General features: G+C 55.2%; 20 protein-coding genes, 2 tRNA genes and 2 rRNA genes. 15 read left to right on the top strand and 9 right to left on the bottom strand.

Going from position 1 to position 25,273, the window contains the following annotated elements; translation table 11 throughout:
* Positions 1-11: 11 nt before the first annotated feature.
* From GH656_RS16385 to GH656_RS16350, 8 genes are all read left to right on the top strand, one after another.
* Complete coding sequence (locus GH656_RS16385) at positions 12-1,502, top strand: NADH-quinone oxidoreductase subunit M (RefSeq protein WP_153077100.1); 1,491 nt, start codon at positions 12-14, stop codon at positions 1,500-1,502.
* Between the two features lie 25 nt (positions 1,503-1,527).
* A complete protein-coding gene (gene nuoN / locus GH656_RS16380) occupies positions 1,528-3,000 on the top strand; it encodes an NADH-quinone oxidoreductase subunit NuoN (RefSeq protein ID WP_153077099.1) in 1,473 nt (490 codons plus the stop codon).
* Complete coding sequence (locus tag GH656_RS16375; protein ID WP_153077098.1) at positions 3,000-3,296, top strand: DUF2818 family protein; 297 nt, start codon at positions 3,000-3,002, stop codon at positions 3,294-3,296. The genes nuoN and GH656_RS16375 overlap by 1 nt, the downstream gene beginning before the upstream one ends.
* Before the next feature lie 51 nt (positions 3,297-3,347).
* On the top strand, positions 3,348-3,965 hold the full coding sequence (locus GH656_RS16370; protein WP_153077097.1) for an NUDIX domain-containing protein: 618 nt from the start codon (positions 3,348-3,350) through the stop codon (positions 3,963-3,965).
* An 81-nt stretch (positions 3,966-4,046) separates the two neighbouring features.
* Complete coding sequence (locus GH656_RS16365; protein WP_153077096.1) at positions 4,047-4,484, top strand: DUF1178 family protein; 438 nt, start codon at positions 4,047-4,049, stop codon at positions 4,482-4,484.
* Positions 4,485-4,533: 49 nt separating this feature from the next.
* Complete coding sequence (locus GH656_RS16360) at positions 4,534-5,730, top strand: acyl-CoA dehydrogenase family protein (protein ID WP_153077095.1); 1,197 nt, start codon at positions 4,534-4,536, stop codon at positions 5,728-5,730.
* 10 nt (positions 5,731-5,740) lie between these two features.
* Positions 5,741-6,877, top strand: coding sequence for an acyl-CoA dehydrogenase family protein (locus GH656_RS16355; protein WP_153077094.1), 1,137 nt, complete (start codon positions 5,741-5,743; stop codon positions 6,875-6,877).
* A gap of 29 nt (positions 6,878-6,906) precedes the next feature.
* On the top strand, positions 6,907-7,368 hold the full coding sequence (locus tag GH656_RS16350; protein WP_153077093.1) for a MaoC family dehydratase: 462 nt from the start codon (positions 6,907-6,909) through the stop codon (positions 7,366-7,368).
* Positions 7,369-7,501: 133 nt separating this feature from the next.
* Here GH656_RS16350 and GH656_RS16345 read toward each other — a convergent pair whose 3' ends face one another.
* The 3 genes from GH656_RS16345 to GH656_RS16335 all read right to left on the bottom strand — a co-directional run bounded on the left by GH656_RS16345 (position 7,502) and on the right by GH656_RS16335 (position 10,668).
* Entirely contained in the window at positions 7,502-8,203 is a 702-nt protein-coding gene (locus tag GH656_RS16345) for a glutathione binding-like protein (protein ID WP_153077092.1), read from the bottom strand.
* 117 nt (positions 8,204-8,320) lie between these two features.
* On the bottom strand, positions 8,321-9,115 hold the full coding sequence (locus GH656_RS16340) for an oxepin-CoA hydrolase, alternative type (RefSeq protein WP_153077091.1): 795 nt from the start codon (positions 9,113-9,115) through the stop codon (positions 8,321-8,323).
* Positions 9,112-10,668 carry a 3-hydroxyacyl-CoA dehydrogenase gene (locus GH656_RS16335; RefSeq protein ID WP_153077090.1) on the bottom strand — a complete coding sequence of 519 codons (1,557 nt, stop codon included), beginning with the start codon at positions 10,666-10,668 and terminating at the stop codon, positions 9,112-9,114. Before GH656_RS16335 ends, GH656_RS16340 begins: the two co-directional genes overlap by 4 nt.
* A gap of 132 nt (positions 10,669-10,800) precedes the next feature.
* On the opposite strand from GH656_RS16335, the gene GH656_RS16330 reads away from it, so the two are divergent.
* Positions 10,801-11,448 (top strand): glutathione S-transferase family protein, encoded by a 648-nt coding sequence (locus tag GH656_RS16330; RefSeq protein WP_153077089.1) that lies wholly within the window; start codon positions 10,801-10,803, stop codon positions 11,446-11,448.
* 97 nt (positions 11,449-11,545) lie between these two features.
* Here the strand turns inward: GH656_RS16330 and GH656_RS16325 are convergent, their stop codons facing one another.
* Together GH656_RS16325 and GH656_RS16320 are read right to left on the bottom strand one after the other, a co-directional pair.
* Entirely contained in the window at positions 11,546-12,718 is a 1,173-nt protein-coding gene (locus tag GH656_RS16325) for a pyridoxal phosphate-dependent aminotransferase (RefSeq protein ID WP_153077088.1), read from the bottom strand.
* 149 nt (positions 12,719-12,867) lie between these two features.
* Positions 12,868-13,359: a putative toxin-antitoxin system toxin component, PIN family gene (locus GH656_RS16320; protein WP_153077087.1), complete on the bottom strand. Its 492-nt coding sequence runs from the start codon at positions 13,357-13,359 to the stop codon at positions 12,868-12,870.
* A gap of 58 nt (positions 13,360-13,417) precedes the next feature.
* Here GH656_RS16320 and yaaA point away from each other — a divergent pair, with 58 nt between their 5' ends.
* The gene (gene yaaA / locus GH656_RS16315; RefSeq protein ID WP_153077086.1) at positions 13,418-14,200 is read left to right on the top strand and encodes a peroxide stress protein YaaA; all 783 of its coding nucleotides are present in this window, start codon (positions 13,418-13,420) and stop codon (positions 14,198-14,200) included.
* 34 nt (positions 14,201-14,234) lie between these two features.
* A complete protein-coding gene (locus GH656_RS16310) occupies positions 14,235-15,389 on the top strand; it encodes a M14 family metallopeptidase (protein ID WP_153077085.1) in 1,155 nt (384 codons plus the stop codon).
* A gap of 89 nt (positions 15,390-15,478) precedes the next feature.
* On the opposite strand, the gene GH656_RS16305 is transcribed toward GH656_RS16310, so the two are convergent.
* The 4 genes from GH656_RS16305 to GH656_RS16290 all read right to left on the bottom strand — a co-directional run bounded on the left by GH656_RS16305 (position 15,479) and on the right by GH656_RS16290 (position 19,614).
* Complete coding sequence (locus tag GH656_RS16305; RefSeq protein WP_153077377.1) at positions 15,479-16,114, bottom strand: BspC domain-containing protein; 636 nt, start codon at positions 16,112-16,114, stop codon at positions 15,479-15,481.
* A 222-nt stretch (positions 16,115-16,336) separates the two neighbouring features.
* Positions 16,337-17,011, bottom strand: coding sequence for an energy-coupling factor ABC transporter permease (locus GH656_RS16300; protein WP_153077376.1), 675 nt, complete (start codon positions 17,009-17,011; stop codon positions 16,337-16,339).
* Between the two features lie 81 nt (positions 17,012-17,092).
* Positions 17,093-17,959 carry a helix-turn-helix transcriptional regulator gene (locus tag GH656_RS16295; protein WP_153077084.1) on the bottom strand — a complete coding sequence of 289 codons (867 nt, stop codon included), beginning with the start codon at positions 17,957-17,959 and terminating at the stop codon, positions 17,093-17,095.
* A gap of 434 nt (positions 17,960-18,393) precedes the next feature.
* Positions 18,394-19,614 (bottom strand): DUF2863 family protein, encoded by a 1,221-nt coding sequence (locus GH656_RS16290; RefSeq protein ID WP_153077083.1) that lies wholly within the window; start codon positions 19,612-19,614, stop codon positions 18,394-18,396.
* A 606-nt stretch (positions 19,615-20,220) separates the two neighbouring features.
* On the opposite strand from GH656_RS16290, the gene GH656_RS16285 reads away from it, so the two are divergent.
* From GH656_RS16285 to GH656_RS16270, 4 genes are all read left to right on the top strand, one after another.
* Positions 20,221-21,753 (top strand): 16S ribosomal RNA (locus GH656_RS16285).
* Positions 21,754-21,815: 62 nt separating this feature from the next.
* Positions 21,816-21,892, top strand: a tRNA-Ile gene (locus GH656_RS16280).
* A gap of 48 nt (positions 21,893-21,940) precedes the next feature.
* A tRNA-Ala gene (locus GH656_RS16275) sits at positions 21,941-22,016 on the top strand.
* Between the two features lie 330 nt (positions 22,017-22,346).
* Positions 22,347-25,225, top strand: a 23S ribosomal RNA gene (locus GH656_RS16270).
* Together the 16S and 23S rRNA genes with 2 tRNA genes alongside form the textbook arrangement of a ribosomal RNA operon.
* The last annotated feature ends 48 nt before the right edge of the window (positions 25,226-25,273 follow it).

The raw sequence follows: 25,273 nt of genomic DNA, 5'->3' as shown, positions 1-25,273 counted from the left end.
AGGGACACTTAATGCACGCTTATCCGATTCTCAGTATTGCGATCTGGTTGCCGATTCTGTTCGGTTTGCTGGTTCTCGCCATTGGTTCTGACAAAAATCCTGCCCCCGCACGGTGGCTGGCGCTGGCTGGTTCGATTCTCAGCTTTATCGTGACGATTCCGTTGATAACGGATTTCGATGCCAGCACCGCTGATCTGCAGTTCGTCGAAAAGGCGAACTGGATTGAGCGCTTCAACATCACGTATCACCTCGGTGTCGATGGCATTTCGATGTGGTTTGTCGTGCTGACTGCGCTGATTACGGTGATCGTGGTGGTGGCCGCATGGGAAGTCATCACGAAAAATGTGGCGCAATACCTGGCCGCTTTTCTGATCTTGTCCGGGATCATGGTCGGTGTGTTTAGCGCGGCCGATGGCATGCTGTTTTATGTGTTCTTCGAAGCTACGCTGATTCCGATGTACATCATCATCGGTGTCTGGGGTGGAGCGAACCGGGTGTATGCCGCGTTCAAGTTCTTCCTCTATACGCTGATGGGCTCACTGCTCATGCTGATCGCGCTGCTGTATCTGTACACACAGACTGGCACGTTTGATCTCGCTACCTGGCAACACCTCCAGATCGGCATGACGCCCCAGATCCTGCTGTTCATAGCCTTTTTCATGGCGTTTGCTGTGAAAGTGCCAATGTGGCCGGTTCATACGTGGCTGCCAGACGCACACGTGGAAGCGCCAACTGGCGGCTCCGTGGTGCTTGCCGCAATCATGCTGAAGCTCGGTGCGTATGGTTTCCTGCGTTTTTCGCTGCCCATTACGCCAGATGCCAGCCATTTTCTGGCACCGGTAATCATCACGCTGTCGCTGATCGCGGTGATTTACATCGGTCTGATCGCGCTGGTGCAGACCGACATGAAAAAGCTGGTGGCGTATTCGTCGATTGCGCACATGGGCTTTGTCACGCTCGGGTTTTTCATCTTCAACCAGTTGGGCGTTGAAGGCGCGATCGTTCAGATGATCTCGCACGGCTTTGTCTCAGGCGCGATGTTCCTGTGTATCGGAGTGCTGTATGACCGCATGCATTCACGTCAGATTGCGGATTACGGCGGTGTGGTGAACCAGATGCCAAAGTTTGCTGCGCTGGTGATGCTGTTTTCCATGGCGAACTGTGGCTTGCCAGGCACATCGGGTTTCGTCGGTGAATTTATGGTGATTCTGGCGGCGGTGCAGTACAACTTCTGGATCGCAGCGGGTGCCGCTTTCACGCTGATTCTCGGTGCGGCCTACACGCTCTGGATGTACAAGCGCGTGTACTTCGGCCCGGTGAAGAACGATCAAGTGAAAAAACTGCGCGATATCAACCGCCGCGAGTTTTCCATGCTGGCCGTGCTGGCTGTGCTGACGCTTTTCATGGGTCTGTATCCGAAGCCTTTCACCGATGTGATGCACGTTTCCGTGGAAAACCTCCTCTCCCACGTCGCGCAGTCCAAGCTGCCGTTGTCACAGTAATGCAGAGCGGAGCTATTTAAAGATCATGCAAAACGCCCCTATGAGTGCTCTGTTACCTGATGCACTAATCATGCTTGCTGTCGTCGTCGCATGGCTCAACGACACGTTCGCTGGTCATGCTGGCCGTCGCATCACGTATTTCATCGCGCTGGTTTCAACCGTTGTCGCCGGCATCTGGTTTGCGATTAACGCGTTCGACCCGCAAACGCATTACTTCTTCTCGCGCATGTATGTGGTGGATTCATTCGCCAGTGCAATGAAAGCGGTGGTGTCGCTGGGATACGCGGTGTCGATTGTTTACTCGCGTAAATATCTCGAAGACCGGGATTTGTTCCGCGGAGAGTTCTTTTTGCTCGGCATGTTCTCGTTGCTTGGGCAATTGGTGATGATTTCGGGCAACAACTTCCTGACGCTGTATCTGGGTCTGGAGTTGATGTCGCTGTCGCTGTATGCCGCGATCGCGCTGCGCCGTAATGCGCCGCAATCGAATGAAGCGGCGATGAAGTATTACGTGCTGGGTGCGCTGGCTTCCGGGTTTCTGCTTTACGGGATTTCGATGCTGTATGGCGCGACCGGTTCGCTTGAGCTGAACGAGGTGCTGAAAGCCGTTGCATCTGGACGCATTAACGATGCGGTCTTGCTCTTTGGCGTGATCTTTGTCGTCGCGGGTGTCGCCTTCAAGATGGGTGCCGTGCCGTTCCATATGTGGGTGCCAGACGTCTATCAGGGTGCACCAACTGCGATGACGCTGATGGTTGGCGGCGGTCCGAAAGTCGCTGCGTTCGCATGGGGGCTGCGCTTTCTCGTCATGGGTTTGTTGCCGCTCGCGGTCGACTGGCAGGAAATGCTGGTGATCCTGGCTGCGCTGTCGATGATCGTTGGCAATATCACCGGTATCGTTCAGCGCAACATCAAGCGCATGCTCGCGTACTCCGCGATTTCAAACATGGGTTTTGTGCTGCTTGGTCTGCTGGCCGGAGTGGTGGATGGCAAAACGGGCGCGGCTGCCGGTGCGTATAGCTCAGCGATGTTCTACAGCATCGTGTACCTGATGACGACACTAGGCACCTTCGGTGTCGTGATGTTACTGGCTCGCCGTGATTTCGAAGCGGACACGATTGATGATTTCAAGGGTCTGAATCAACGCAGTCCAGTCTTTGCGTTTGTGATGATGGTCATGATGTTTTCACTCGCGGGCATTCCGCCAGCAGTTGGTTTTTACGCCAAGCTGGCCGTGCTTGAAGCGACGATGAATGCCGGCCTGACCTGGCTGGCGCTGCTGGCGGTAGTGACGTCACTCTTTGGCGCGTTTTACTACCTGCGTATCGTCAAGCTGATGTACTTCGATGCACCGGCCGACACCACGCCGATTCACGCCAATGCCTGCAAGCGCACGTTGCTGGTGCTGAATGGCATTGCGGTGCTGGCACTGGGGATCATCCCTGGCCCACTGATGACGGTTTGCCTCCAGGTCATCTCGCATACATTGCCACTCTGATGTCCGCCGCTGGCTGGTTTATCGTTCTGTTGGCGCTGATCGGCGCCAACCTGCCTTTTCTGAATCAGCGGCTGCTTGCAGTGGTGCCGCTGAAGACGCCCAAAAAAAATGCGTGGATCAGGATTGCCGAACTGATCCTGCTGTATTTCGTGGTGGGTGTGTTGGGTTTCTGGCTTGAAGCTCGTGCTGGTAACCGTTTTGAGCAGGGCTGGCAGTTTTACGCGATCACCTTTAGCCTCTTTGTCGTCTTCGCGTTTCCTGGTTTTACTTTTCAATATCTCGTCAAACGTCGCTGATGGCCTCGCGCTGTCACGCTGCCAAATCTCCTCTGTCTTTGGGCCGTGCTCATGGCTGAATTACCCAATCACGATGCAGCTCTCACCGAGACCTGCTTGAGCCGCGACACGCTGCATCAAGGCACATTTCTGACGCTCAAGCGCGACACAGTGCGCTTGCCAGATGGTCAGCCGGCCACGCGTGAATATGTGCAGCATCCGGGCGCGGTGATGGTGATCCCACTATTCGATGATGGCAGTGTGCTGCTGGAAAGCCAGTATCGCTATCCGGTGGGCCAGGTCATGGTCGAATATCCAGCTGGCAAACTTGATCCCGATGAAGATGCGTTGGCATGCGCCAGACGGGAGCTACTTGAAGAAACGGGTTATAGCGCGCGAGAGTTTCATTACCTCACGCGCATTCATCCAGTTATTTCTTATTCGACAGAATTCATTGATATTTACCTGGCACGTGGTTTGAGTGCCGGTGAGCAGAAGCTCGATGACGGTGAGTTTCTTGAACTGTTCACGGCGAGTGTGGCGGATGTATCCGAATGGGTTCGTGCCGGCAAGATCACGGATGTGAAAACTATCATCGGAACCTTCTGGCTGGAAAAGGTGCTGTCTGGTGTCTGGCCATTGGATGGCCACGCCCGTTCGGCCAGTTTCGATGGTCAAGCTAGTTGCTGATGTTTCACCGAATATTTTTAGTGCGACCGTTCGTAAATTTTTTGTCATGAACTACACTCGCACGCAAGCCTCCGCTTCCTTATGAAGGTTCTTGATTTGCAGTGCTCGAATGGTCATGGGTTTGAAGGCTGGTTTGCCTCGACTGACTACTTCACGTCACAGTTGTTTGCCGGGCTGGTGGCATGTCCGGTATGCAATGCGACAGACGTGAGCCGTATGCCATCGGCCCCCCGGTTGAATTTGTCGGGTGCAGCCGAAGTATCGGCTTCGAACATGAAAAACGCGCAGAAAAGCGAACAGCAGGCTCAAGTGTTGCGCGCTTTGCGTGAAGTGCTGGAGAAAACCGAGGACGTGGGCGACCGCTTCGCCGAGGAAGCACGACGTATTCACTACTGTGAAACGCCTGCTCGCATGATTCGCGGTGTGACCACACGCGAAGATGCGATCGCTCTGGTCGAAGAAGGCATCGAAGTGATGCCGTTGCCGGTTCCTGCTGCGTTGAAGAAGCCTTTGCAGTAGCTCGCATGGCTTGTTGGCAAAGGGAGCGGTAGCGGCCAGGAGACACTGCATGGACCTGAATTATTCCCCCGCCGACGACGCATTCCGCGCCGACATCCGCGCTTGGCTTGAAGACAACTTGCCTCACGCGCTCCGTGACAAAGTTCTAAAACACAAACGATTAAACCGCGATGATTTCGCTAGCTGGCACCGTTGCTTAAGCACGCGAGGCTGGTCTGCGCCTGCCTGGCCGCGCGAATACGGCGGTCCAGGATGGAACCCGACGCAACGGCACATCTGGGATGAAGAGTGTGCCCGGCTCGGTGCGCCGCCTGTGCTGCCGTTCGGGGTGTCTATGGTGGCACCGGTATTGATGAAGTACGGCAGCGAAGCCCAAAAGCAACGTTATTTGCCCCGCATTCTTGATGGCACCGACTGGTGGTGTCAGGGCTATTCCGAACCCGGTTCAGGCTCGGATCTCGCCTCGCTGCGCACACGCGCTGAGCGTAAAGATGACCACTATCTCGTCAATGGCCAGAAAACCTGGACAACTCTGGCGCAGCATGCGGACATGATGTTTTGTCTGGTGCGCACAGATAGCGGCGTGAAGAAGCAGGAAGGCATTTCGTTTTTATTGATCGACATGAAGACCCCGGGCATTACGGTTCGCCCGATTGCGATGCTTGATGAAGATCGTGAGGTTAACGAAGTATTTTTCGAAGATGTGAAAGTACCGCTGGATCATCTGGTGGGCGAAGAAAACCGCGGCTGGACCTATGCGAAATATCTTCTTGGACACGAGCGTACTGGCATCGCCCGCGTGGGTCAGTCGAAACGCGAGCTGGTATTTCTCAAGCGTTTAGCGCTTGAACAGCGCAAAAATGGCCAGCCGCTGCTGCACGATCCGGTGTTCGCGGCCAAGGTCGCAGCACTTGAAATCGAGCTAATGGCGCTTGAGATTACCGTGCAACGTGTCGTTGCCAGCGAGACGGAGGGCCGTGGGCCAGGTCCTGAAGCGTCGATGCTAAAGATCAAGGGTACCGAGGTGCAGCAGGGGCTGACTGAGTTAATGGTCGATGCTATTGGCCCGCTCGCAGCGCCATTCGATGTGCCGTTTCTGGAGGGTGAACGCACCCATGCGCTGAGCGGTGATGACGATGCCGCGCCACTCGCGGCGTATTACTTCAATTACCGGAAGACGTCGATTTACGGCGGCTCTAACGAAATTCAGAAGAACATCATCGCGCAGATGATTCTTGGGCTTTAAGGAGCGATGCATGGACTTTACGTTTACCGGCGAACAGCAACAATTCTCCGACGCGCTGCGCCGTTACCTCGACAAACACTATGGCTTTGAGGCTCGTCAGGCCATCGTGCATTCGCCGGAAGGCATCTCGGATATTCACTGGCGGGCGTTCACTGAGCTAGGTTTGACCGCGTTGCCGGTGCCAGAAGCACAGGGCGGCTTTAGCGGTAGTGCAATTGACATGCTGGTGGTGATGCAGGCACTCGGGCGCTCATTGGTGATTGAGCCGTACTGGGCCACGGCTGTAGGCGTCGAAGCGCTACGCTTGACAGCAACCGGTGCCGTGGCCGACGCGCAATGGCTGGAACAAGTGGCGCAAGGCCAATGCCGTCTGGCAGTCGCATTTCATGAGCCACGTGCGCGTTATGACCTGTTTTCATTGATGACGGTTGCGACTCAACAAGATGGACAGATGGTGTTGAATGGCGTCAAGGCAATCGTGCAGCATGGTGCCCAGGCCGATGCCTGGATTGTGCCGGCGCGTCTGGGCAGTGGCGAGGGCGAGATCGCACTGTTCATCGTCGCCCGCGACGCTGTGGGTGCTGAGGCGCTGGACTACCGCACGATAGATGGCCAGCGGGCATCGACACTAACGCTGCGTAATACGCCCGGGCGTCGGCTGGAGAGCTCGGAAAGCGCTGCCGCAATCCTCGAAAAAATTGCTGATTACGGCGTGATGCTGCTATGTGCGGAAGCCGTGGGCGTGCTCGATGCGTTAAACCATGCGACGCTCGAATATACGAAGACACGCCAGCAATTTGGTGGCTCGATTGCCCGTTTTCAGGCGTTGCAGCATCGCATGGTCGACATGCTGATTCACGCTGAGCAGGCTCGCTCAATCACTTACCTGGCCGCGATGCGCTACGCCGATACCGATGCTGATGTTCGGCGTCAGGCAATTTCGGCGGCGAAGGTGCGAGTGGGTCAAGCGGCCCGCTTTGTTGGCCAGCAGGCGGTGCAGTTGCATGGCGGCATGGGGGTGACCGATGAAGTCGCGGCGGCGCATATGTTCAAACGTTTAACGATTATCGAAACCACACTCGGTGATGTGGATCATCATCTGGCGCGGTTTGCTGCGCTGCCAGGCTTCGCGTGTGCCGAAGTCTGAATCTCGCTGAACAAGATGGGGGAAGCAAAATGGGCATGAGCTTTGAAGATATGGTGGTGGGCTCGACCGTTGAGATTGGCGAGCATACGTTTACGCGTGATGAGATCGTCGCGTTTGCCACGCAGTTTGATCCTCAGCCGTTTCATCTAGATGAAGCAGCGGCTGAGCGTTCGATGTTTGGCAAGCTGGCAGCGAGCGGCTGGCACACATGCTCAGTGATGATGGGCCTGCTGGTGCGCCATGCGCTGGCTGGTTCCACCTCGCTGGGCTCACCAGGGATAGACGATATTCGCTGGCTTAAACCGGTGTATGTAGGCGACACCATCCGCATGACAAATACTGTGCTGGATAAACGGGTTTCTTCGAGCAAGCCGGATCGCGGGATTGTTTCAACGCAATGGGAAGGGATTAACCAGCACGGTGAGACGGTGATAACCGTGCGCTCGAAGGCGCTGTTTGGGCTGCGCCATCCGGGTGCGGCATCTGCGTGACCTGACCATATGGGAAGGCAACGGCTGGGGCGATGCGCTTGCAAGACCTTGACCGTTGCCTTTGTTTTTATTTTTGCCGTGATGGTTACGGTTTAATCAAACACTCGTGTGGTTGCAGTAGCCATGCAACGCATTAACGTTTAGCGTATTGCGTCGCGCCATACAGCACTTCCTTTTCTTTCTCCCCTGCTAGCGGCTGATGCGCCGAAGCCAGCACCTCAACTCCACGTTGTACCGCTGGGCGGCTTGCGATCTCGTTGTGCCAGCGCTGCACATGTGGAAACTCTTCCAGATCAATTCCTTGATTGAGCCACGACCGTGTCCACGGAAACGCTGCGATATCGGCGATGGTGTACGCCTCGCCAGCCAGATAGCGGTTTTTGCTGAGTTGCGCATCCATCACACCGTACAGACGGCGGGATTCATTCGAATAACGGTTGATCGCGTATTCAATCTTTTCAGGGGCATACAGGCGGAAATGGTGAGCTTGCCCCAGCATTGGCCCGAGGCCGCCCATCTGAAACATCAGCCATTGCAGTGTGGCGTAACGAGCGGCCGGATTAGATGGTAAAAATTGCCCGGTTTTTTCGGCCAGATAAATCAAAATCGCGCCCGACTCGAATAGCGAGAATGGCTTGCCGTCAGGTCGTGCGGGCCCTTCGGAATCTACGATGGCAGGGATTTTATTGTTCGGGCTAATGGCAAGGAATTCAGGTTTGAACTGATCGCCAGCGCCGATATTGATAGGGTGTACCTGGTAGGGCAGGCCAGTTTCCTCCAGCATGATGTGAACCTTCTGACCGTTTGGTGTGGCCCAGCTATAAACGTCGATCATCACCGCTCCTATGTGCTGTAAAAATGGCACCACGGTATGTGGCACCGAGGCAGGGGGAGATTAAAGCACGGACTTTGACACGCTGCTCAGAGGGTTAGCAGTGGCTGTTATCAGCGCTCAGGTGCTGCGATAGCGGGGGGGACGTTTTGCAAGGAACGCCTGAATGCCTTCAAGGGCATCGTGATGATGTAGTGCTTGAACGAAGCTATCGCGTTCGGCCAGTAAATGTGTTGCCAGTGGCTGCTTCCTTGCGGCACCGAGCAGCATTTTGATGTGCGCGAGAGCGTGCGGCGAGACAGAGGCGAGTTCTTGCGCCCATGCCAGTGTTGTTTGCAGCACCGTGCCTGTCGTTGCCAGGCGGTTAATGAGGCCGAGTTTGTGCAGCCGCGCCGCGCTAATGGGTTTGCCCTCGAACAACACCTCAGCAGCGAACTGAGGTGGCAGCGCCTGAGCCAGAAACCACGAGCCTCCACCGTCTGGTGTCAGGCCAACACGGGCATATGACATGGCGAATTTCGCGTCATCGGCAGCGACAATCAGATCGCACGCCAGCGCGAGTGAAAACCCGGCACCGGCGGCCGCGCCTTCGACCGCAGCCAGCACGGGTTTTGAGCAAGTACGAAGTGCGGTAATCCAGGCCGCGAGCAGATCGATGCTCTGAGCTTGTATCGAAGGGTCTTTTGCACGGTTATCCAGCAAGCGATGCAGATTGCCGCCCGCGCAGAAAAACTGCTCAGCGCCTGTGATGACAATCGCGGCTATTGACGCATCTTGTTGCGCAGCATGAAGCGCTTCGATCCCGGCAGCGTACATGTCAGGATGCAACGCGTTGCGCACGCCCGGGTTGGACAGCGTGAGGAGCAGGGTTGTGTCGTTCCCTGCGGGGCGGGATGTGAGAAGTGCGGCACTCATTGCGTGCTTCCTGGCTGGGTGTCAGCAAGCTCCTCCTGTGTCAGGGACAAGCCCAGTTGTGCGCGCCGTGCCAGCCATGGAGAAGGCCGGTAACGCGGGTCGCCCAGCACTTGCGACATGTTACGCAAGATGCTCAGGATGGTTTGCGCACCGAGCGCGTCGCCTAGTGCCAGCGGTCCTTGCGGATAACCCAAGCCGAGCGTGACCGCGAGGTCAATATCGCGTGGCGAAGCGATGCGGCGCTGAGCGATATCACAACTGATATTGACGATGGTGGCCACCACCCGTTGCGCGACAAAGCCGGTTGAATCTCGAATCACGCTCACGGGTACGCCATCTGCCGCGAACAACGCATGCGCGGTGTCGCGCGCTAGCCGCGTGGTCGCCGGAGTGGTCATCAGCGTGCGGCGCTGCGCACTGGTAAGGGGAAACAAGGCATCAAGTGCGACTACGCGGCTCGCATCGAGTTCTTCTTCTACGGCCGCAGTAGTCGCATCGAAACCGAATGGCGTGACCACCAGCAGCGAACCGGAAGCAGGTGTGCTGCCCTCATCGAGCGGTACACCTGCTTTTGACACCAGCTCACACACAGCGGCATAAGCGCGTGGATGACGCTTGCTTACCCATACACTGGGCGGCATCGTGGTGGGCGCAGGCGCTTCCGGATGAGCGGCACGCTGGCCTTCTGCGTAGCGATAAAACCCTTCACCACTCTTGCGGCCAAGCAGCCCGCCTGCGAGACGCGTGCCTGTAATAGGCGAAGGTGTAAAGCGGGGTTCTTCATAGAACTGGTGATAAATCGACTCCATGACCGGATGCGAGACATCCAGCGCGGTCAGGTCAAGCAACTCGAATGGGCCGAGCCGAAAGCCCGCTTGTTCACGCATGATCCGGTCGACATCGGCAAAGCTGGCCACGCCTTCGTCGACGATGCGCAGCCCCTCCGTGCTCATCCCGCGTCCGGCGTGATTCACGATGAAGCCAGGCATATCTTTTGCCCGCACCGGCGTATGGCCCATGCGACGAGCCAGATCCATCAATGCATCGGCGGCGGCGGGGTCGCCACGCAAGCCGTCGATGACCTCGACCACCTTCATCAGCGGAACCGGATTGAAAAAGTGATACCCCACCACCCGCGATGGGTTCTGGCACGCGGCAGCGAGCGCAGTGATGGAGAGCGAGGAGGTGTTGGATGCCAGAATGCAGCGGCCGCTGACGATGGTTTCCAGTTCCCGCAGAAGCGCTTGCTTGACCTCAAGTTTTTCGACAATGGCTTCGATCACGAGGTCGCAGCCGGCGAGATCACTGACCGACTGTGTGCCGCTGACCCGTGCCAGCGCAGCATGTGCCAGCGTGGCATCGAGCTTGCCTTTCGTGCTCAGCTTGCTGAAGGTGTCGGCGAGGTAATTACGTGCTGCTGTGATCGCGGCAGGGCTGGCGTCATGCAGACGCACGGTTAGCCCAGCGAGCGCGGCGATCTGCGCGATGCCGCGGCCCATTGCTCCGGTTCCGGCGATGCCGATGGTTTCGATGCTGAATTGGTGAGAGGTCATGTTGGGGTTCGACTCCGTAATTACTCTAGAATGACGCGCACCTGTCAGCGCCTGGTTGCTGGTGCATGGCAGGGCCATATGCTGAAAAACTGTTCAGGTATGCAGAATTCAATTCTTTGAAGGAGATGCAGGATGATTAAGCTGTGTGGTTTCCCGCTGTCCAACTACTACAACAAAGTCAAATTTGTGCTGCTTGAACATCAGATTGCATTCGAGGAAGTTCTGGTGATGCCTGGGCAGGATGCATTGCTGCTGAAACACTCTCCGCTTGGCAAAGTGCCTTATATCCAGACTGAAGAGGGTGACCTGAGCGAATCGGAGGTGATTCTTGAATATCTTGCTGCGCGCTTTCCCGACAAACCGATCTTCGCGCGAGACCCATGGGAAGCCGCGAAAGAACGTGAGCTGATTACCTATGTCGAACTGTATCTCGAGCTAATCGCACGTGAGTTGTACAAGGAAGCGTTTTTTGGCGGCACCGTAACCGACGATACCCGCACACGTGTTGAAAAGCTGCTGCTGCATCATCTGCCGGGCTTTCAGCGTCTGGCGAAATTCGGACCGTATTTGCGCGGGGCTCATTTCAGCGTGGCCGATATTGCCGGATATGTCAGCTTGCCGTTGGTCGGCATAGCGACGCAGAAAATTTATGGGCGTGATTTTCTGCTGGAAGCGGGCATCGACTGGAAAGCGTACGTGGGGCAGATCGAGACGCGGCCTGCAGCACGGCGCGTCTCGGATGACCGGAAAAACTACGTCGAAAGTGTTCGTAGCCAGTAGCTGGAAAACGGCCCAGGCGCTGCGCCGGGCCGTGCGGTGAGGCGAAAACGTGTGCAGCAAGTAGAGAAAGCGGTTGCGTATCACCACGCAGGTCAGGTCAAAGGCGTGCCAGGCGTTCGAGTGCAGTAGCGAGCGTGCGTTCTTGTTTGGCAAAACAAAAACGCACCACGCCCGATTCATGTGGCGTGTGATAGAACGCCGACACAGGAATTGCCGCGACGCCAATTTCCCGCGTCAGCCATTGAGCAAATTCGGCTTCGGGCAGATCGCTGATCGCCGAATAATCGACGCACTGAAAATACGTTCCAGTGCATGGCAGCAAGCGAAAGCGTGAACCAGATAGTCCCGCACGGAAAAAATCACGCTTCTTCTGATAAAACGCCGGTAGCTCAAGATACGGAGCGGGATCGTTCATGTACTGGGCGAGGCCAACCTGCATTGGCGTATTCACGGTAAATACATTGAACTGGTGCACTTTGCGAAACTCTGCTGTGAGTGCAGCTGGAGCGGCGAGATAGCCGATTTTCCAGCCGGTCACGTGATAGGTTTTGCCAAAACTCGACACGATAAAACTGCGTTGCGCCAGCTCCGGATAGCGCGCGACGCTTTCGTGTGGTGCGCCGTCATACACCATGTGTTCATACACCTCGTCCGACAAAATCAGAATGCTGGTGCCGCGCACGATGGCTTCGAGCTGGCGCATATTACTGGCACGCCAGACCGTCCCGGTTGGATTGTGCGGTGTGTTGATGAGTATCAAGCGGGTTTTGGGTGTGATGGCAGCAGCGATTTTGTCGAACGGAATCGCGTAGTCAGGGGCTTCTAGCGTGACGAACACGGGCGTGCCGCCCGCGAGTTCGATAGACGGCAGATAGCTGTCGTATGACGGCTCAATCACGATGACTTCGTCGCCTGGGTGTACGGCGCACAGGATGGCGGTCAGCAGCGCCTGGGTTGCACCAGCGGTCACTGTGATTTCAGTGTTGGCGTCGTAGCGCCGTCCGTACACGCTGGCGATCTTGTCAGAGATGGCCTGACGCAACGGAGCCGCACCGGCCATTGGCGGATATTGGTTGTGCCCTTCGCGCATCGCGTGCGTAACGGCGTCGATGATCCGTGGGTCGCACGCAAAATCAGGAAAGCCCTGGCCTAGATTGACCGCATTGGTTTCAGCGGCAAGCGAGCTCATGACAGTAAAAATTGTCGTGCCGACATTGGGCAGACGCGATGGAAATGATGGTGAAGCTGGCATATCGTGTGGAGCATTCATGGCGCTGTTCAGGGCTGAGGGCTGGAGGCTGGAGGCTGGAGGCCGGAGTGGCTGGTGACGGTGAATAAAAGGTGAGCAAATTCTGGAGGAAACCGGGGTAAAAGCCAGGCGAAACCCGATTGTAGGGAGTTCCGCTGTCGTGTGCGCATCTAGCTGGAGGGCAAGGGCAAGGCAACAGCATCAAGCGAGCATGCGGTGACGAACTGCGCAGGCTGGGCGATTTGAAACCCGAAGTCGCGGGCAAAACGGCGTGCGAGCTTCAGGACGGCGCGGTCTTTCGATATCAGCCAGTCCGCCTGTACCCCGTGAGCGAGTTCGAGAAATTTCTGATCGTCTCGATCTTTGCATTTGGGCAAGGAGATGGCGGGCTCAGCAGGCGGTGGTAATTCGATCTGTTGTGCGAGGTGTGCGACGAGTTCGAGTGCGGCTGGTTTGTTTACCGCACGCTGCACAAATTGCGGATAGTCCAGCACATAGGTCAGTTCAGCCAGACAGCGGGCATCAATCAGGGCGATGAGCGCACCGCGTTCGAGGGCGGCGCGAATGGGGCGGGTATGTGGGTCGTCGAACACCAGGATATCAATCCAGACGTTTGAATCGAGGACGATGCGCAATGCGCGAGAGGTGTGAGAAACAGGCATTCGTTACAATCGTGCTTTCGTCTTGGACCGCCAGGCACGGCGTGCCGGCAAGCTGCTTATGATAATCGTTCTGTCGCCCGCGAAATCGCTCGATTACGCCACCCCCGCCCACATCCAAAAGCACACCATCCCTGATTTTGTTGCCGAGGCCGCTGAATTGATTGGCGGCTTGCGCCGCATGTCGCCACACCAGATTGCGACTTTGATGAGTATTTCTGACCCACTGGCCCAATTAAATTTTCAGCGCTATGCAGACTGGTCGCCGCAGTTTGATACCAGCAATGCGAAGCAGGCTGTGCTGGCATTTAACGGCGATGTGTATGAAGGCTTTGATGCCAGATCACTCTCGGCCACCGATCTCGACTACGCGCAGCAGCATGTGCGTGTGTTGTCGGGGTTATATGGGTTACTGCGTCCGCTCGATTTGCTTCAGCCTTACCGGCTGGAAATGGGTACACGTCTGGCCACTGCGCGTGGCAAAGATCTATACGCATTCTGGGGCGAGCGCATTACCCAGGCGCTGAATGCGCAATTCCATGCCAATACACATGCTGTACCCGCATTAGTGAACTGTGCTTCGGCCGAATATTTCCGTTCGGTCAAACCCGCACTGTTGCAGGCCGCTGTTGTCACACCAGTGTTCGAAGACTGGAAAGGCGGGCGCTACAAGATCATTAGCTTTCACGCCAAACGTGCACGAGGTTTGATGGCACGTTATGCCGTTGAGCACAGGCTGGATACGCCGCAGCAACTCAAGCGCTTTAATGCAGAAGGCTATGCCTTTGACGCGGCCGCATCGAATGATGCGACGTATGTTTTTCGTCGACGCCTGGCCGATTAGGCCCAGCGCTGAATACATCTCACTCGGGGACACCATGATGCTTTCAATTACTAGCCATTTCGATGCAGGTGCGATTGAGGTGCTGTCGTGCGAGCAAGCGGATGACATTCGCTTGCGAATCCGCCGCGATAGTCACGCGGACTTCGCGCAGTGGTTCTATTTCTGTTTGTCTGGCGTGCGCGGCGAGCGTTGCGTGATGACCTTCGATAACGCTTCCGAATGCGCTTTTGCCGAAGGCTGGCGCGACTATCAGGCAGTGGCTAGCTATGACCGCACAAACTGGTTTCGCGTGCCTGCAAGCTACGATGGGAAGTCGCTGACGATTGAGCATATCCCCGACTTTGACCGGGTGTATTACGCGTATTTCGAACCGTACAGCGAAGAGCGTCATCTGGCATTTCTCGGCACGGTACAGCAGATGCCTCAGGCGACGCTAACCGAGCTGGGTCAGACCATCGAAGGCCGTCCGATGTCAGTGCTGACGCTGGGCACGACTCAAACTGATGATGTACCCAAGAAAAATATCTGGATTATTGCCCGGCAGCATCCTGGCGAAACCATGGCGGAATGGTTTGTCGAAGGGCTGGTAAAACGTCTGGCTGGCTGGGGCGACTGGGCGGGCGATCCGGTGGCACGCAAACTGTATGACCACGCCGTATTCCACATCGTGCCGAACATGAATCCCGACGGTAGTGCGCATGGCAACCTGCGCACCAATGCAGCGGGCGCGAACCTTAATCGTGAATGGATGGAGCCCGATGCGGCACGTAGCCCCGAAGTCTTGCTGGTGCGTGAGGCAATTAGTGCAACGGGCTGTGATCTGTTTTTTGATATCCACGGCGACGAAACGCTGCCGTATGTGTTCGTGGCTGGCTCGGAAATGTTGCCAGGATTCACCGAGCGCCAGGCGCAGGAGCAGAGCGCGTTTATAGAAGCGTTTAAGCAAGCCAGCCCGGACTTTCAGGACAAATATGGCTACGAATCAGGCAAATATCGGCAAGACGCACTGAAGCTAGCCTCGAAATACATTGGCCACACATATGGCTGCCTGTCGCTGACCCTTGAAATGCCTTTCAAGGACAACGCCAATCTTCCCGATGAGCGGGTGGGTTGGAATGGAGAGCGAAGCGCCTCATTAGGTGCGGCGATGCTCCAGGCCATTTTGCGGCACGTCGAAACTTTTCCTTGATAGTTCTACGACTAAAGGAAAAGGTAGCGGGATAAAAAACGGGGAAACATGAATAGCATGTTTCCCCGTTTTTATGGCTGACCTGATCGTCAAGACTTCTTTTTCGTGGTGCTGCTGCTTTTCTTTGCTGGTGATTTTTTACCAGACTTCGATACTGCGGCTTTACTCGACGATTTAGCTTTTGTGCGTTTTGTCGTGGCCTTGCTACTACTAGTGTGCTTGCCTTTGGCCGCCTTCTTCTTTGTGCTGGGAGGAGCCGCACTGCGCGGCTTTAGCGCAGGCACGGGATCATTCCAGCTAAAAGCCAACACCTGATCGCCGACATAACCGCAGCGAAACTTCAGGTGAGAGGGCTCTCCACCGTCCTTGCGAATCCCGAGGCCCTCCACGGTGACGATGCTATCGACCTTGACACGCTGCTTGCCTTCATCAAACGAGTCATTCCATGGCGTGAGCGAAGCACGTGTGCTATCGAACGAGCCGGGTGGAAACTCAACATGATCGAAGGCCGCGGAGGTGCTCGCAACAAAATTGGCGTGCGTGGCACAGTTCGCAATCAACGGATCGGCAGCCATGTTATCGACAAATTTGGCGGCAAGCTCGTTGCGCTGGTCGATCTGATCAGCAAAGGCAGGCGTTATGCAGAGGAACGGAATACTTGCTGCAAAGGCGGCGAGCCAAAAGACAGCACGGTGAGGGCGGCGTGTAGCAGTGGATTGATCCATCAGGTGCAGTAGAGACAGAGAAGACATTAGGCACGTAAGATGCCTGACAGCAGCAATGAGTTCAATTCAGAAATAAATATTTATTGTTACGGTTCTATTCCGGCTCCAGGCAGGTAATTTCAGGCAGGCAATGTTCACGCTTGAATTGTTGACGTGTTGTCTTGCTCGTTGCGTCGCTCTATCTGGGGAAATTGAATAAGCGTTGTTGGGCGCGGACCGGATCTAAAGGCGGGGTTTGCCCAGCCGGTAACGCTGGACATCATAAGTCGTAATCCACGCAGGGCGATAGATGGCGATGAGCAAGGTTGAAATTCCAGTGAACCATGCTTCCGCTGAAGTGAGCAGCAGTGTGCTGACTGCGTAGCTTGTGGGGGCTGGAGCCAATGGATTACCCGTGAGCATGGCGTGAACAGCGAGTGCTGCGAGCAAGGTGGTGATTGCTGCACAAGCAGGTAGAGCAAAGCCTTGACTGAGGATGTAGGTGAGCGGATTGCCTGGCAGCAGGGCTATAAAGGCTCGCTGCAATAATGCAGATGCAGCCACGGGGATGGCACCAAATACTACGAATGTGAGCCCAATACCTTGCCAGGGGGCGTCAAAAACGCTGGCGGCCAGACCGATAATTGCCGCCATGGCAATAAGCGCCAGCGGCCAGTCAAATAGCGTAACCAGCAATGTGGCACCAAGCAGATGGATGACTGTTCCGTCATCCATCCATGCATTACAAGCCCATAAAACCGTAATGGCGACGACGATAGCGAACCAGGCATGCTGCAACGTTGTGTCGCGTAGTCGCTGAAACGGGTTTTTCCAGCCCGCGAGCAGAAGCAACCCGGCAGCGATGGCCCAGCTACCGAAAGCGACCCACAATGGAAGCGGCGTGTACAGGAAACCCATGTATCTCATATTACCTGTTGAGCACACTCCGTGTGGGAAATCCCGTGCCAGCGGGTGTGAATAGAGCTGGCACGGGCACGTTTAATGCTCTGTTTCAGTTTCGGTTTCAGGGTCCGGGTTTTCAGTGTCGCCAAACGGTGAAGTGGGTTCAGCTGCCATGGGCGGGTCTACGGGCTCGCTGGGCAGTGGGTATGAGAGAGGTGGTTTGACTGGATGCCGCAGTGGGACTAGGCCCGCTTTTCCGTGAATAGGCCGGGGTGAGGCTTCTTCTGAAGACCGTAAAACCTCGAGGCTTTGCGTGAGCCAGCCGTTGTAGTTCGCAACAGCGGCAGTGCGATTGGCTGCACCCAACTGCTGGAAAATGCTGCTGAGATGAACTTTGACGGTACCTTCGGCAATACCTAGTGTGCGAGCGATCATCTTATTCGTGCTTCCCATGTGAACACAGCGAAGAATCTGTTGCTGTCGTGGAGATAGTTTTGCAATTAAACGTGGCTGGTACGGCAGATGTCCTGCTGGATTGCTCCGATGAACCGCATGGTTGGAGATCCTTGGGACATTGAGCTTGATGGCTTCTTCAGGAATATAGCGCCAGCCGCGTATCACCATTTCAAGTGCCAGGGTGATCAGGTGAGGGTCGGACTTGCGGGGGATGACCCCACGGACACCGCTGTTGAGCAGAAGGCATATATTGGCGGGCGATACGTCATCTGTCAGCACTGCGACTGCTAAGTGGGGGAAACCTTTTAACAGGTGCTGGAGATCGCTGATAGTCATCCACTCCTGCCAGTCGATTACCAGAATGTCGGAGTGCTGGCGCCGAAGCATTCGTGCTGCCTGATGCCAGTCATGGATATCGTTGAACCGTGCTTGCCGGTCAATTTGCCTGAGCAATGTCTTTAGGCCTTCGCGACGCTCCGCATCTGAGTTAAAGACTGAAAATCGCATTGTTTTATCTCCTTGTATATGTAGAAGTGCGATCTATATTATCAATATTTTGACGGTTGTGTAGTGTTTCGTCGGTAATATTATGAAAAATTTTTACTTGTAGGTGAACTGACCAAAAGTCTTAGGACAAAAATTTTCTTTGTCTTAAGTCTGAATTTAAGAGATTTATGTATTTTGTGAGCTGAATTTATCTTGCTATAAGTTAAGACTGCGAAAAATATATCGTCGGCGTTATAGTAGGTTTATAACGCAGCGTATTGACTCATCTGAATAAGCTGAGTTTGTCTGGGGTGCTTGGAGCGGAATGAGGGTCTCTGGATGCGCGCCTAAGCTTGTTGTCGCATCCATGTTGAGACTGCGGCCTGTTGTGGCGCGGAAGGGTGGGGTGGTGCGCGCCAGCCGGGTTTAGCGGCGAGGCGTCTGAGATGGGGTTTTTAGTGGAAGTGAGGCTGTGATGGAGTTGCGTCTTCGGGCATTTCGGCGTGGACGATTTCTCCAAGTGGGTCGGCGTAAAGCGGCACGCCGCAATCATCGCAATATTCTGGTTCGAATAGTCCTGGATGACGCCGGATATCGCTGATGCCCGCCTCTTTTAGCAGCGCTGCAATATTTTCCAGAGGCATATCAGCGGGAGTGATTTCCCGTGCTGCTTCGCCAGTGCCCGGTTCGCCATTTTCCCGGCCGTACAAGGGCCAAACCACGCCATAGATGACATCATTACTGGAGCGGCGGGTGAAGCTGATGCGATATTCGTCAATCCGGCCTTCTCCAAAGCCGGCGATAACCGCACGAAGATCTTGTGGTGCAGTTCCAGTCGTGTCGACTAAATAGCGCACGGCAGTGCGCACGGTGTGCGGGCGGACGCGCTCGTCGGCGTTCCGGCATGACGTGAAATAGGCATCGGGCAGCAGGCATTCGAATTCGCAGCCTGGTAACGCGGCTGAAAAATGAACCCCGCCCTGTGCGATCCACCGTTCAAGACACTGTTCGCGGCTTGTCCGTGCGTCACCCGCTTCGGATTCTTCTTGCCAGCGAAAGATCGGTGCGCCGACGGGGGCGGTAACCAGCATTAGCAGAAAGCGTGGATCTGCGAGGATTGGTGCGGCTTCGGGAAGCGCATTCAGGTTAATTTTTGCCTTCCCTTCGCTCACTTTTGCTCGCTCCAGTTGCTGGGCGATTTGCCAGGTTTCGACGTGCTGTTGTGGCAGTTGGTCGATGCTGTACAGGAACGGGACCATGATCGCTTGCGTGCCTGCAGCAAGAACGTTGGCATGCAACTGTGTGCGGAGTGCATCCGCCGTACTGTCTTTTAGTGTGCCTGATGGGATGACGTACCGGGTCCAGGCGAGAACTGGAGCTGCAACTAGCAGCGCTTGATGCTCCACTCCGTCGCGTTCGGTGATAAACGATTCGCTATGGGTTTCGGCCATATCAGCCAGCGTGCCATAAGCGTCGGGAGAGTCTGGCTGGAGATGGTCGAGCGCAGCGTCTAGTGTCGCCTGGTTGCCGTTGCGCAAGATTTTTGCCAGAACGAGATTGAGCTTTGTTTCCCAGAAATGGTCTTCGACACGGCTGCCCGACGCACAGAGTGCAAGTGAAATGCTGACGAGCTTGTCTGCATCATGAGGGAGGCGTTTGGCGATTCGGGAGCGCATAAATCCGTAGGTTAGGTGCGAAAAGTCATCCATTCTAGTCGCAACCGACAAATTCTCAGTGTGAGCATGGCGGATGCGGCTGATATTGGGGCCCTCCTGGGCCCCAATATATATAGGTAGGGGCGTCGGGATGCGGGCATGGAAAATTTTCCCCGAAAAAGGTCTTGCCAGGCGTGAGGTGAGTGACTAGAATTGCGGTCTTTCGCGCTCTGGGTGGATGTGAGGGCGAAAGCGGGAGCGCCAGAGTTGGCGGGGCTTTTGCGGGTTGGTCAGCGGAGCAGGGTTGGGGCAGGAAAGCAGCAGGGTCCCGATAAAAACATGTTGACGGTCTGCGGAAAGTTCTACATAATCTCGTTTCTGTGCTGCAGGGCGGCACGGCAGGGTGGGGAAGCTGAAGAGCTGGTCCGGCCTGTAAATGATCTTTAAAAATTAACAGCCGATAAGTGTGGGCGCTTGGTAGCGACGCGCAGCGGGCCTCAAGGGGTTTGCTGAAGAAGCGAAAGTATCAAGTCTCACACAGTAAGGTCAGGTATTGAGCAATTGATACCTGTCAATACGTTGAGTGAGCGACCGGTCAGGAAACTGGCCGAAAACAGTAACAGGTTTGAACTGAAGAGTTTGATCCTGGCTCAGATTGAACGCTGGCGGCATGCCTTACACATGCAAGTCGAACGGCAGCACGGGGGCAACCCTGGTGGCGAGTGGCGAACGGGTGAGTAATACATCGGAACGTGTCCTGGAGTGGGGGATAGCCCGGCGAAAGCCGGATTAATACCGCATGATCTCTGAGGAGGAAAGCGGGGGACCCGAAAGGGCCTCGCGCTGCAGGGGCGGCCGATGGCAGATTAGCTAGTTGGTGGGGTAAAGGCCTACCAAGGCGACGATCTGTAGCTGGTCTGAGAGGACGACCAGCCACACTGGGACTGAGACACGGCCCAGACTCCTACGGGAGGCAGCAGTGGGGAATTTTGGACAATGGGCGCAAGCCTGATCCAGCAATGCCGCGTGTGTGAAGAAGGCCTTCGGGTTGTAAAGCACTTTTGTCCGGAAAGAAAACTTCAGCCCTAATACGGCAGGAGGATGACGGTACCGGAAGAATAAGCACCGGCTAACTACGTGCCAGCAGCCGCGGTAATACGTAGGGTGCAAGCGTTAATCGGAATTACTGGGCGTAAAGCGTGCGCAGGCGGTTCGCTAAGACAGATGTGAAATCCCCGGGCTTAACCTGGGAACTGCATTTGTGACTGGCGGGCTAGAGTATGGCAGAGGGGGGTAGAATTCCACGTGTAGCAGTGAAATGCGTAGAGATGTGGAGGAATACCGATGGCGAAGGCAGCCCCCTGGGCCAATACTGACGCTCATGCACGAAAGCGTGGGGAGCAAACAGGATTAGATACCCTGGTAGTCCACGCCCTAAACGATGTCAACTAGTTGTTGGGGATTTATTTCCTTAGTAACGTAGCTAACGCGTGAAGTTGACCGCCTGGGGAGTACGGTCGCAAGATTAAAACTCAAAGGAATTGACGGGGACCCGCACAAGCGGTGGATGATGTGGATTAATTCGATGCAACGCGAAAAACCTTACCTACCCTTGACATGTACGGAATTTTGCCGAGAGGTGAAAGTGCTCGAAAGAGAACCGTAACACAGGTGCTGCATGGCTGTCGTCAGCTCGTGTCGTGAGATGTTGGGTTAAGTCCCGCAACGAGCGCAACCCTTGTCCCTAGTTGCTACGCAAGAGCACTCTAGGGAGACTGCCGGTGACAAACCGGAGGAAGGTGGGGATGACGTCAAGTCCTCATGGCCCTTATGGGTAGGGCTTCACACGTCATACAATGGTCGGAACAGAGGGCTGCCAACCCGCAAGGGGGAGCTAATCCCAGAAAACCGATCGTAGTCCGGATCGCAGTCTGCAACTCGACTGCGTGAAGCTGGAATCGCTAGTAATCGCGGATCAGCATGCCGCGGTGAATACGTTCCCGGGTCTTGTACACACCGCCCGTCACACCATGGGAGTGGGTTTTACCAGAAGTGGCTAGTCTAACCGCAAGGAGGACGGTCACCACGGTAGGATTCATGACTGGGGTGAAGTCGTAACAAGGTAGCCGTATCGGAAGGTGCGGCTGGATCACCTCCTTTCTCGAGCTCACGTGTCAACATCAAGTGCTCACGCTTATCGGCTGTAATCAGGACAGACTCAGGGGTCTGTAGCTCAGTTGGTTAGAGCACCGTCTTGATAAGGCGGGGGTCGCTGGTTCGAATCCAGCCAGACCCACCATCTTTGTCTGCGGTGGCTGCCGGTGAAGACGCCTGGGATGTATGAGTTGGGGGATTAGCTCAGCTGGGAGAGCACCTGCTTTGCAAGCAGGGGGTCGTCGGTTCGATCCCGTCATCCTCCACCAATCTTCAATGCACAGGACTTGCGGTCTCACGAAAGTGAAGGCTGCGAGGGTTGCGCATTGGCGGTTGCGCCACTCAACTGGTATGAAAGTACCGGCTGTCGTTCTTTAAAAATCAGGAAGAAGTAGTAAAGAGACCAGAAGAAAGTGCCTCGAGATGGGCGCAAGTAGACTGGTCAGGGTTGTGATTGTATCAATGTATTTTAAAGTTCATCGAAAGATGACCTGGAATACGGCACAACGCAATACTCAACCTGTAACGATGTGAAGCGGCTCCCCCCGGGGAGCAGGCCAGAGCAGTCATGCTGGCCGCAAGAGACACACTCGTTATAGGGTCAAGCGAACAAGTGCATGTGGTGGATGCCTTGGCGATCACAGGCGATGAAGGACGCGGTAGCCTGCGAAAAGCTTCGGGGAGCTGGCAAACGAGCTTTGATCCGAAGATGTCCGAATGGGGAAACCCACTCCGAATGGAGTATCCATGACTGAATACATAGGTCATGTGAAGCGAACGCGGTGAACTGAAACATCTAAGTAACCGCAGGAAAAGAAATCAACCGAGATTCCCAGAGTAGTGGCGAGCGAAATGGGATCAGCCTGTACTCTTTATCTTTGTTGTTAGCCAAACGCTCTGGAAAGTGCGGCCATAGCAGGTGATAGCCCTGTAGGCGAAAACAGCGAGGAAGAACTAGGTGTACGACAAGTAGGGCGGGACACGTGAAATCCTGTCTGAAGATGGGGGGACCATCCTCCAAGGCTAAATACTCGTGATCGACCGATAGTGAACCAGTACCGTGAGGGAAAGGCGAAAAGAACCCCGGGAGGGGAGTGAAATAGATCCTGAAACCGCATGCATACAAACAGTAGGAGCCTCGCAAGGGGTGACTGCGTACCTTTTGTATAATGGGTCAGCGACTTACATTCAGTGGCAAGCTTAACCGATTAGGGCAGGCGTAGCGAAAGCGAGTCCGAACAGGGCGTTCAGTCGCTGGGTGTAGACCCGAAACCAGGTGATCTATCCATGGCCAGGATGAAGGTGCGGTAACACGTACTGGAGGTCCGAACCCACTAACGTTGAAAAGTTAGGGGATGAGCTGTGGATAGGGGTGAAAGGCTAAACAAACCTGGAAATAGCTGGTTCTCTCCGAAAACTATTTAGGTAGTGCCTCGTGTATCACCTTCGGGGGTAGAGCACTGTCATGGTTGAAGGGTCCATTGCGGATTACTTCGCCATAGCAAACTCCGAATACCGAAGAGTGCAATCACGGGAGACAGACATCGGGTGCTAACGTCCGGTGTCAAGAGGGAAACAACCCAGACCGCCAGCTAAGGTCCCCAAATATTGCTAAGTGGGAAACGAAGTGGGAAGGCTAAAACAGTCAGGAGGTTGGCTTAGAAGCAGCCATCCTTTAAAGAAAGCGTAATAGCTCACTGATCGAGTCGTCCTGCGCGGAAGATGTAACGGGGCTAAGCAATATACCGAAGCTGCGGATGCACAGTAATGTGCATGGTAGGAGAGCGTTCCGTAAGCCTGCGAAGGTGCATTGAAAAGTGCGCTGGAGGTATCGGAAGTGCGAATGCTGACATGAGTAGCGATAAAGGGGGTGAAAAGCCCCCTCGCCGTAAGCCCAAGGTTTCCTACGCAACGTTCATCGGCGTAGGGTGAGTCGGCCCCTAAGGCGAGGCAGAAATGCGTAGCTGATGGGAAGCAGGTTAATATTCCTGCACCATTGTTAAATGCGATGGGGGGACGGATCGCGGAAAGTTGTCCGGGTGTTGGAAGTCCCGGTCGCTGCACTGGAGAAGGTACTCAGGCAAATCCGGGTACAGGATTCAAGGGTGCGGAGCCAGCGGCTCAGGCCGTGAAGCAACTGGAAGTGGTTCCAAGAAAAGCCTCTAAGCTTCAGTTTAACAAGACCGTACCGCAAACCGACACAGGTGGGCGAGATGAGTATTCTAAGGCGCTTGAGAGAACTCGGGAGAAGGAACTCGGCAAATTGGTACCGTAACTTCGGGATAAGGTACGCCCCTGTAGCTTGACTGGCCTGCGCCAGAAGGGTGAAGGGGTTGCAATAAACTGGTGGCTGCGACTGTTTAATAAAAACACAGCACTCTGCAAACACGAAAGTGGACGTATAGAGTGTGACGCCTGCCCGGTGCCGGAAGATTAAATGATGGGGTGCAAGCTCTTGATTGAAGTCCCGGTAAACGGCGGCCGTAACTATAACGGTCCTAAGGTAGCGAAATTCCTTGTCGGGTAAGTTCCGACCTGCACGAATGGCGTAACGATGGCCACACTGTCTCCTCCCGAGACTCAGCGAAGTTGAAATGTTTGTGATGATGCAATCTCCCCGCGGCTAGACGGAAAGACCCCATGAACCTTTACTGTAGCTTTGCATTGGATTTTGAACCGGTCTGTGTAGGATAGGTGGGAGGCTTTGAAGCGTGGACGCCAGTTCGCGTGGAGCCATCCTTGAAATACCACCCTGGCTTGTTTGAGGTTCTAACCCTGGCCCGTTATCCGGGTCGGGAACAGTGCATGGTAGGCAGTTTGACTGGGGCGGTCTCCTCCCAAAGTGTAACGGAGGAGTACGAAGGTACGCTAGGTACGGTCGGAAATCGTGCTGATAGTGCAATGGCATAAGCGTGCTTAACTGCGAGACCGACAAGTCGAGCAGGTGCGAAAGCAGGTCATAGTGATCCGGTGGTTCTGTATGGAAGGGCCATCGCTCAACGGATAAAAGGTACTCTGGGGATAACAGGCTGATACCGCCCAAGAGTTCATATCGACGGCGGTGTTTGGCACCTCGATGTCGGCTCATCTCATCCTGGGGCTGTAGCCGGTCCCAAGGGTATGGCTGTTCGCCATTTAAAGAGGTACGTGAGCTGGGTTTAAAACGTCGTGAGACAGTTTGGTCCCTATCTGCCGTGGGCGCTGGATATTTGAAGGGACCTGCTCCTAGTACGAGAGGACCGGAGTGGACGAACCTCTGGTGTACCGGTTGTCACGCCAGTGGCATCGCCGGGTAGCTATGTTCGGAAGAGATAACCGCTGAAAGCATCTAAGCGGGAAACTCGCCTTGAGATGAGATATCCCCGGGGCTTCAAGCCCCTTGAAGGGTCGTTCGAGACCAGGACGTCGATAGGTCAGGTGTGGAAGCGCAGTAATGCGTTAAGCTAACTGATACTAATTGCCCGTAAGGCTTGATCCTATAACCAGTGTGTTTCCATGAGTATTTACTCACGGGCCACGTGGTTTG

The organism is Paraburkholderia bonniea (assembly GCF_009455625.1).
Taxonomy (GTDB): Bacteria; Pseudomonadota; Gammaproteobacteria; order Burkholderiales; family Burkholderiaceae; genus Paraburkholderia; species Paraburkholderia bonniea.
The sequence above is the reverse complement of the archived record's forward strand: the minus strand, read 5'-3'. Positions and strand labels throughout refer to the sequence as shown.

Excerpts from the sequence above, each read along its gene's own strand:
- GH656_RS16385 (WP_153077100.1), top strand. The coding sequence starts at position 12 with ATGCACGCTTATCCGATTCTCAGTATTGCGATCTGGTTGCCGATTCTG.
- nuoN (WP_153077099.1), top strand. The coding sequence starts at position 1,528 with ATGCAAAACGCCCCTATGAGTGCTCTGTTACCTGATGCACTAATCATG.
- GH656_RS16375 (WP_153077098.1), top strand. The coding sequence starts at position 3,000 with ATGTCCGCCGCTGGCTGGTTTATCGTTCTGTTGGCGCTGATCGGCGCC.
- GH656_RS16370 (WP_153077097.1), top strand. The coding sequence starts at position 3,348 with ATGGCTGAATTACCCAATCACGATGCAGCTCTCACCGAGACCTGCTTG.
- GH656_RS16365 (WP_153077096.1), top strand. The coding sequence starts at position 4,047 with ATGAAGGTTCTTGATTTGCAGTGCTCGAATGGTCATGGGTTTGAAGGC.
- GH656_RS16360 (WP_153077095.1), top strand. The coding sequence starts at position 4,534 with ATGGACCTGAATTATTCCCCCGCCGACGACGCATTCCGCGCCGACATC.
- GH656_RS16355 (WP_153077094.1), top strand. The coding sequence starts at position 5,741 with ATGGACTTTACGTTTACCGGCGAACAGCAACAATTCTCCGACGCGCTG.
- GH656_RS16350 (WP_153077093.1), top strand. The coding sequence starts at position 6,907 with ATGGGCATGAGCTTTGAAGATATGGTGGTGGGCTCGACCGTTGAGATT.
- GH656_RS16345 (WP_153077092.1), bottom strand. The coding sequence starts at position 8,203 with ATGATCGACGTTTATAGCTGGGCCACACCAAACGGTCAGAAGGTTCAC.
- GH656_RS16340 (WP_153077091.1), bottom strand. The coding sequence starts at position 9,115 with ATGAGTGCCGCACTTCTCACATCCCGCCCCGCAGGGAACGACACAACC.
- GH656_RS16335 (WP_153077090.1), bottom strand. The coding sequence starts at position 10,668 with ATGACCTCTCACCAATTCAGCATCGAAACCATCGGCATCGCCGGAACC.
- GH656_RS16330 (WP_153077089.1), top strand. The coding sequence starts at position 10,801 with ATGATTAAGCTGTGTGGTTTCCCGCTGTCCAACTACTACAACAAAGTC.
- GH656_RS16325 (WP_153077088.1), bottom strand. The coding sequence starts at position 12,718 with ATGAATGCTCCACACGATATGCCAGCTTCACCATCATTTCCATCGCGT.
- GH656_RS16320 (WP_153077087.1), bottom strand. The coding sequence starts at position 13,359 with ATGCCTGTTTCTCACACCTCTCGCGCATTGCGCATCGTCCTCGATTCA.
- yaaA (WP_153077086.1), top strand. The coding sequence starts at position 13,418 with ATGATAATCGTTCTGTCGCCCGCGAAATCGCTCGATTACGCCACCCCC.
- GH656_RS16310 (WP_153077085.1), top strand. The coding sequence starts at position 14,235 with ATGATGCTTTCAATTACTAGCCATTTCGATGCAGGTGCGATTGAGGTG.
- GH656_RS16305 (WP_153077377.1), bottom strand. The coding sequence starts at position 16,114 with ATGGATCAATCCACTGCTACACGCCGCCCTCACCGTGCTGTCTTTTGG.
- GH656_RS16300 (WP_153077376.1), bottom strand. The coding sequence starts at position 17,011 with ATGGGTTTCCTGTACACGCCGCTTCCATTGTGGGTCGCTTTCGGTAGC.
- GH656_RS16295 (WP_153077084.1), bottom strand. The coding sequence starts at position 17,959 with ATGCGATTTTCAGTCTTTAACTCAGATGCGGAGCGTCGCGAAGGCCTA.
- GH656_RS16290 (WP_153077083.1), bottom strand. The coding sequence starts at position 19,614 with ATGCGCTCCCGAATCGCCAAACGCCTCCCTCATGATGCAGACAAGCTC.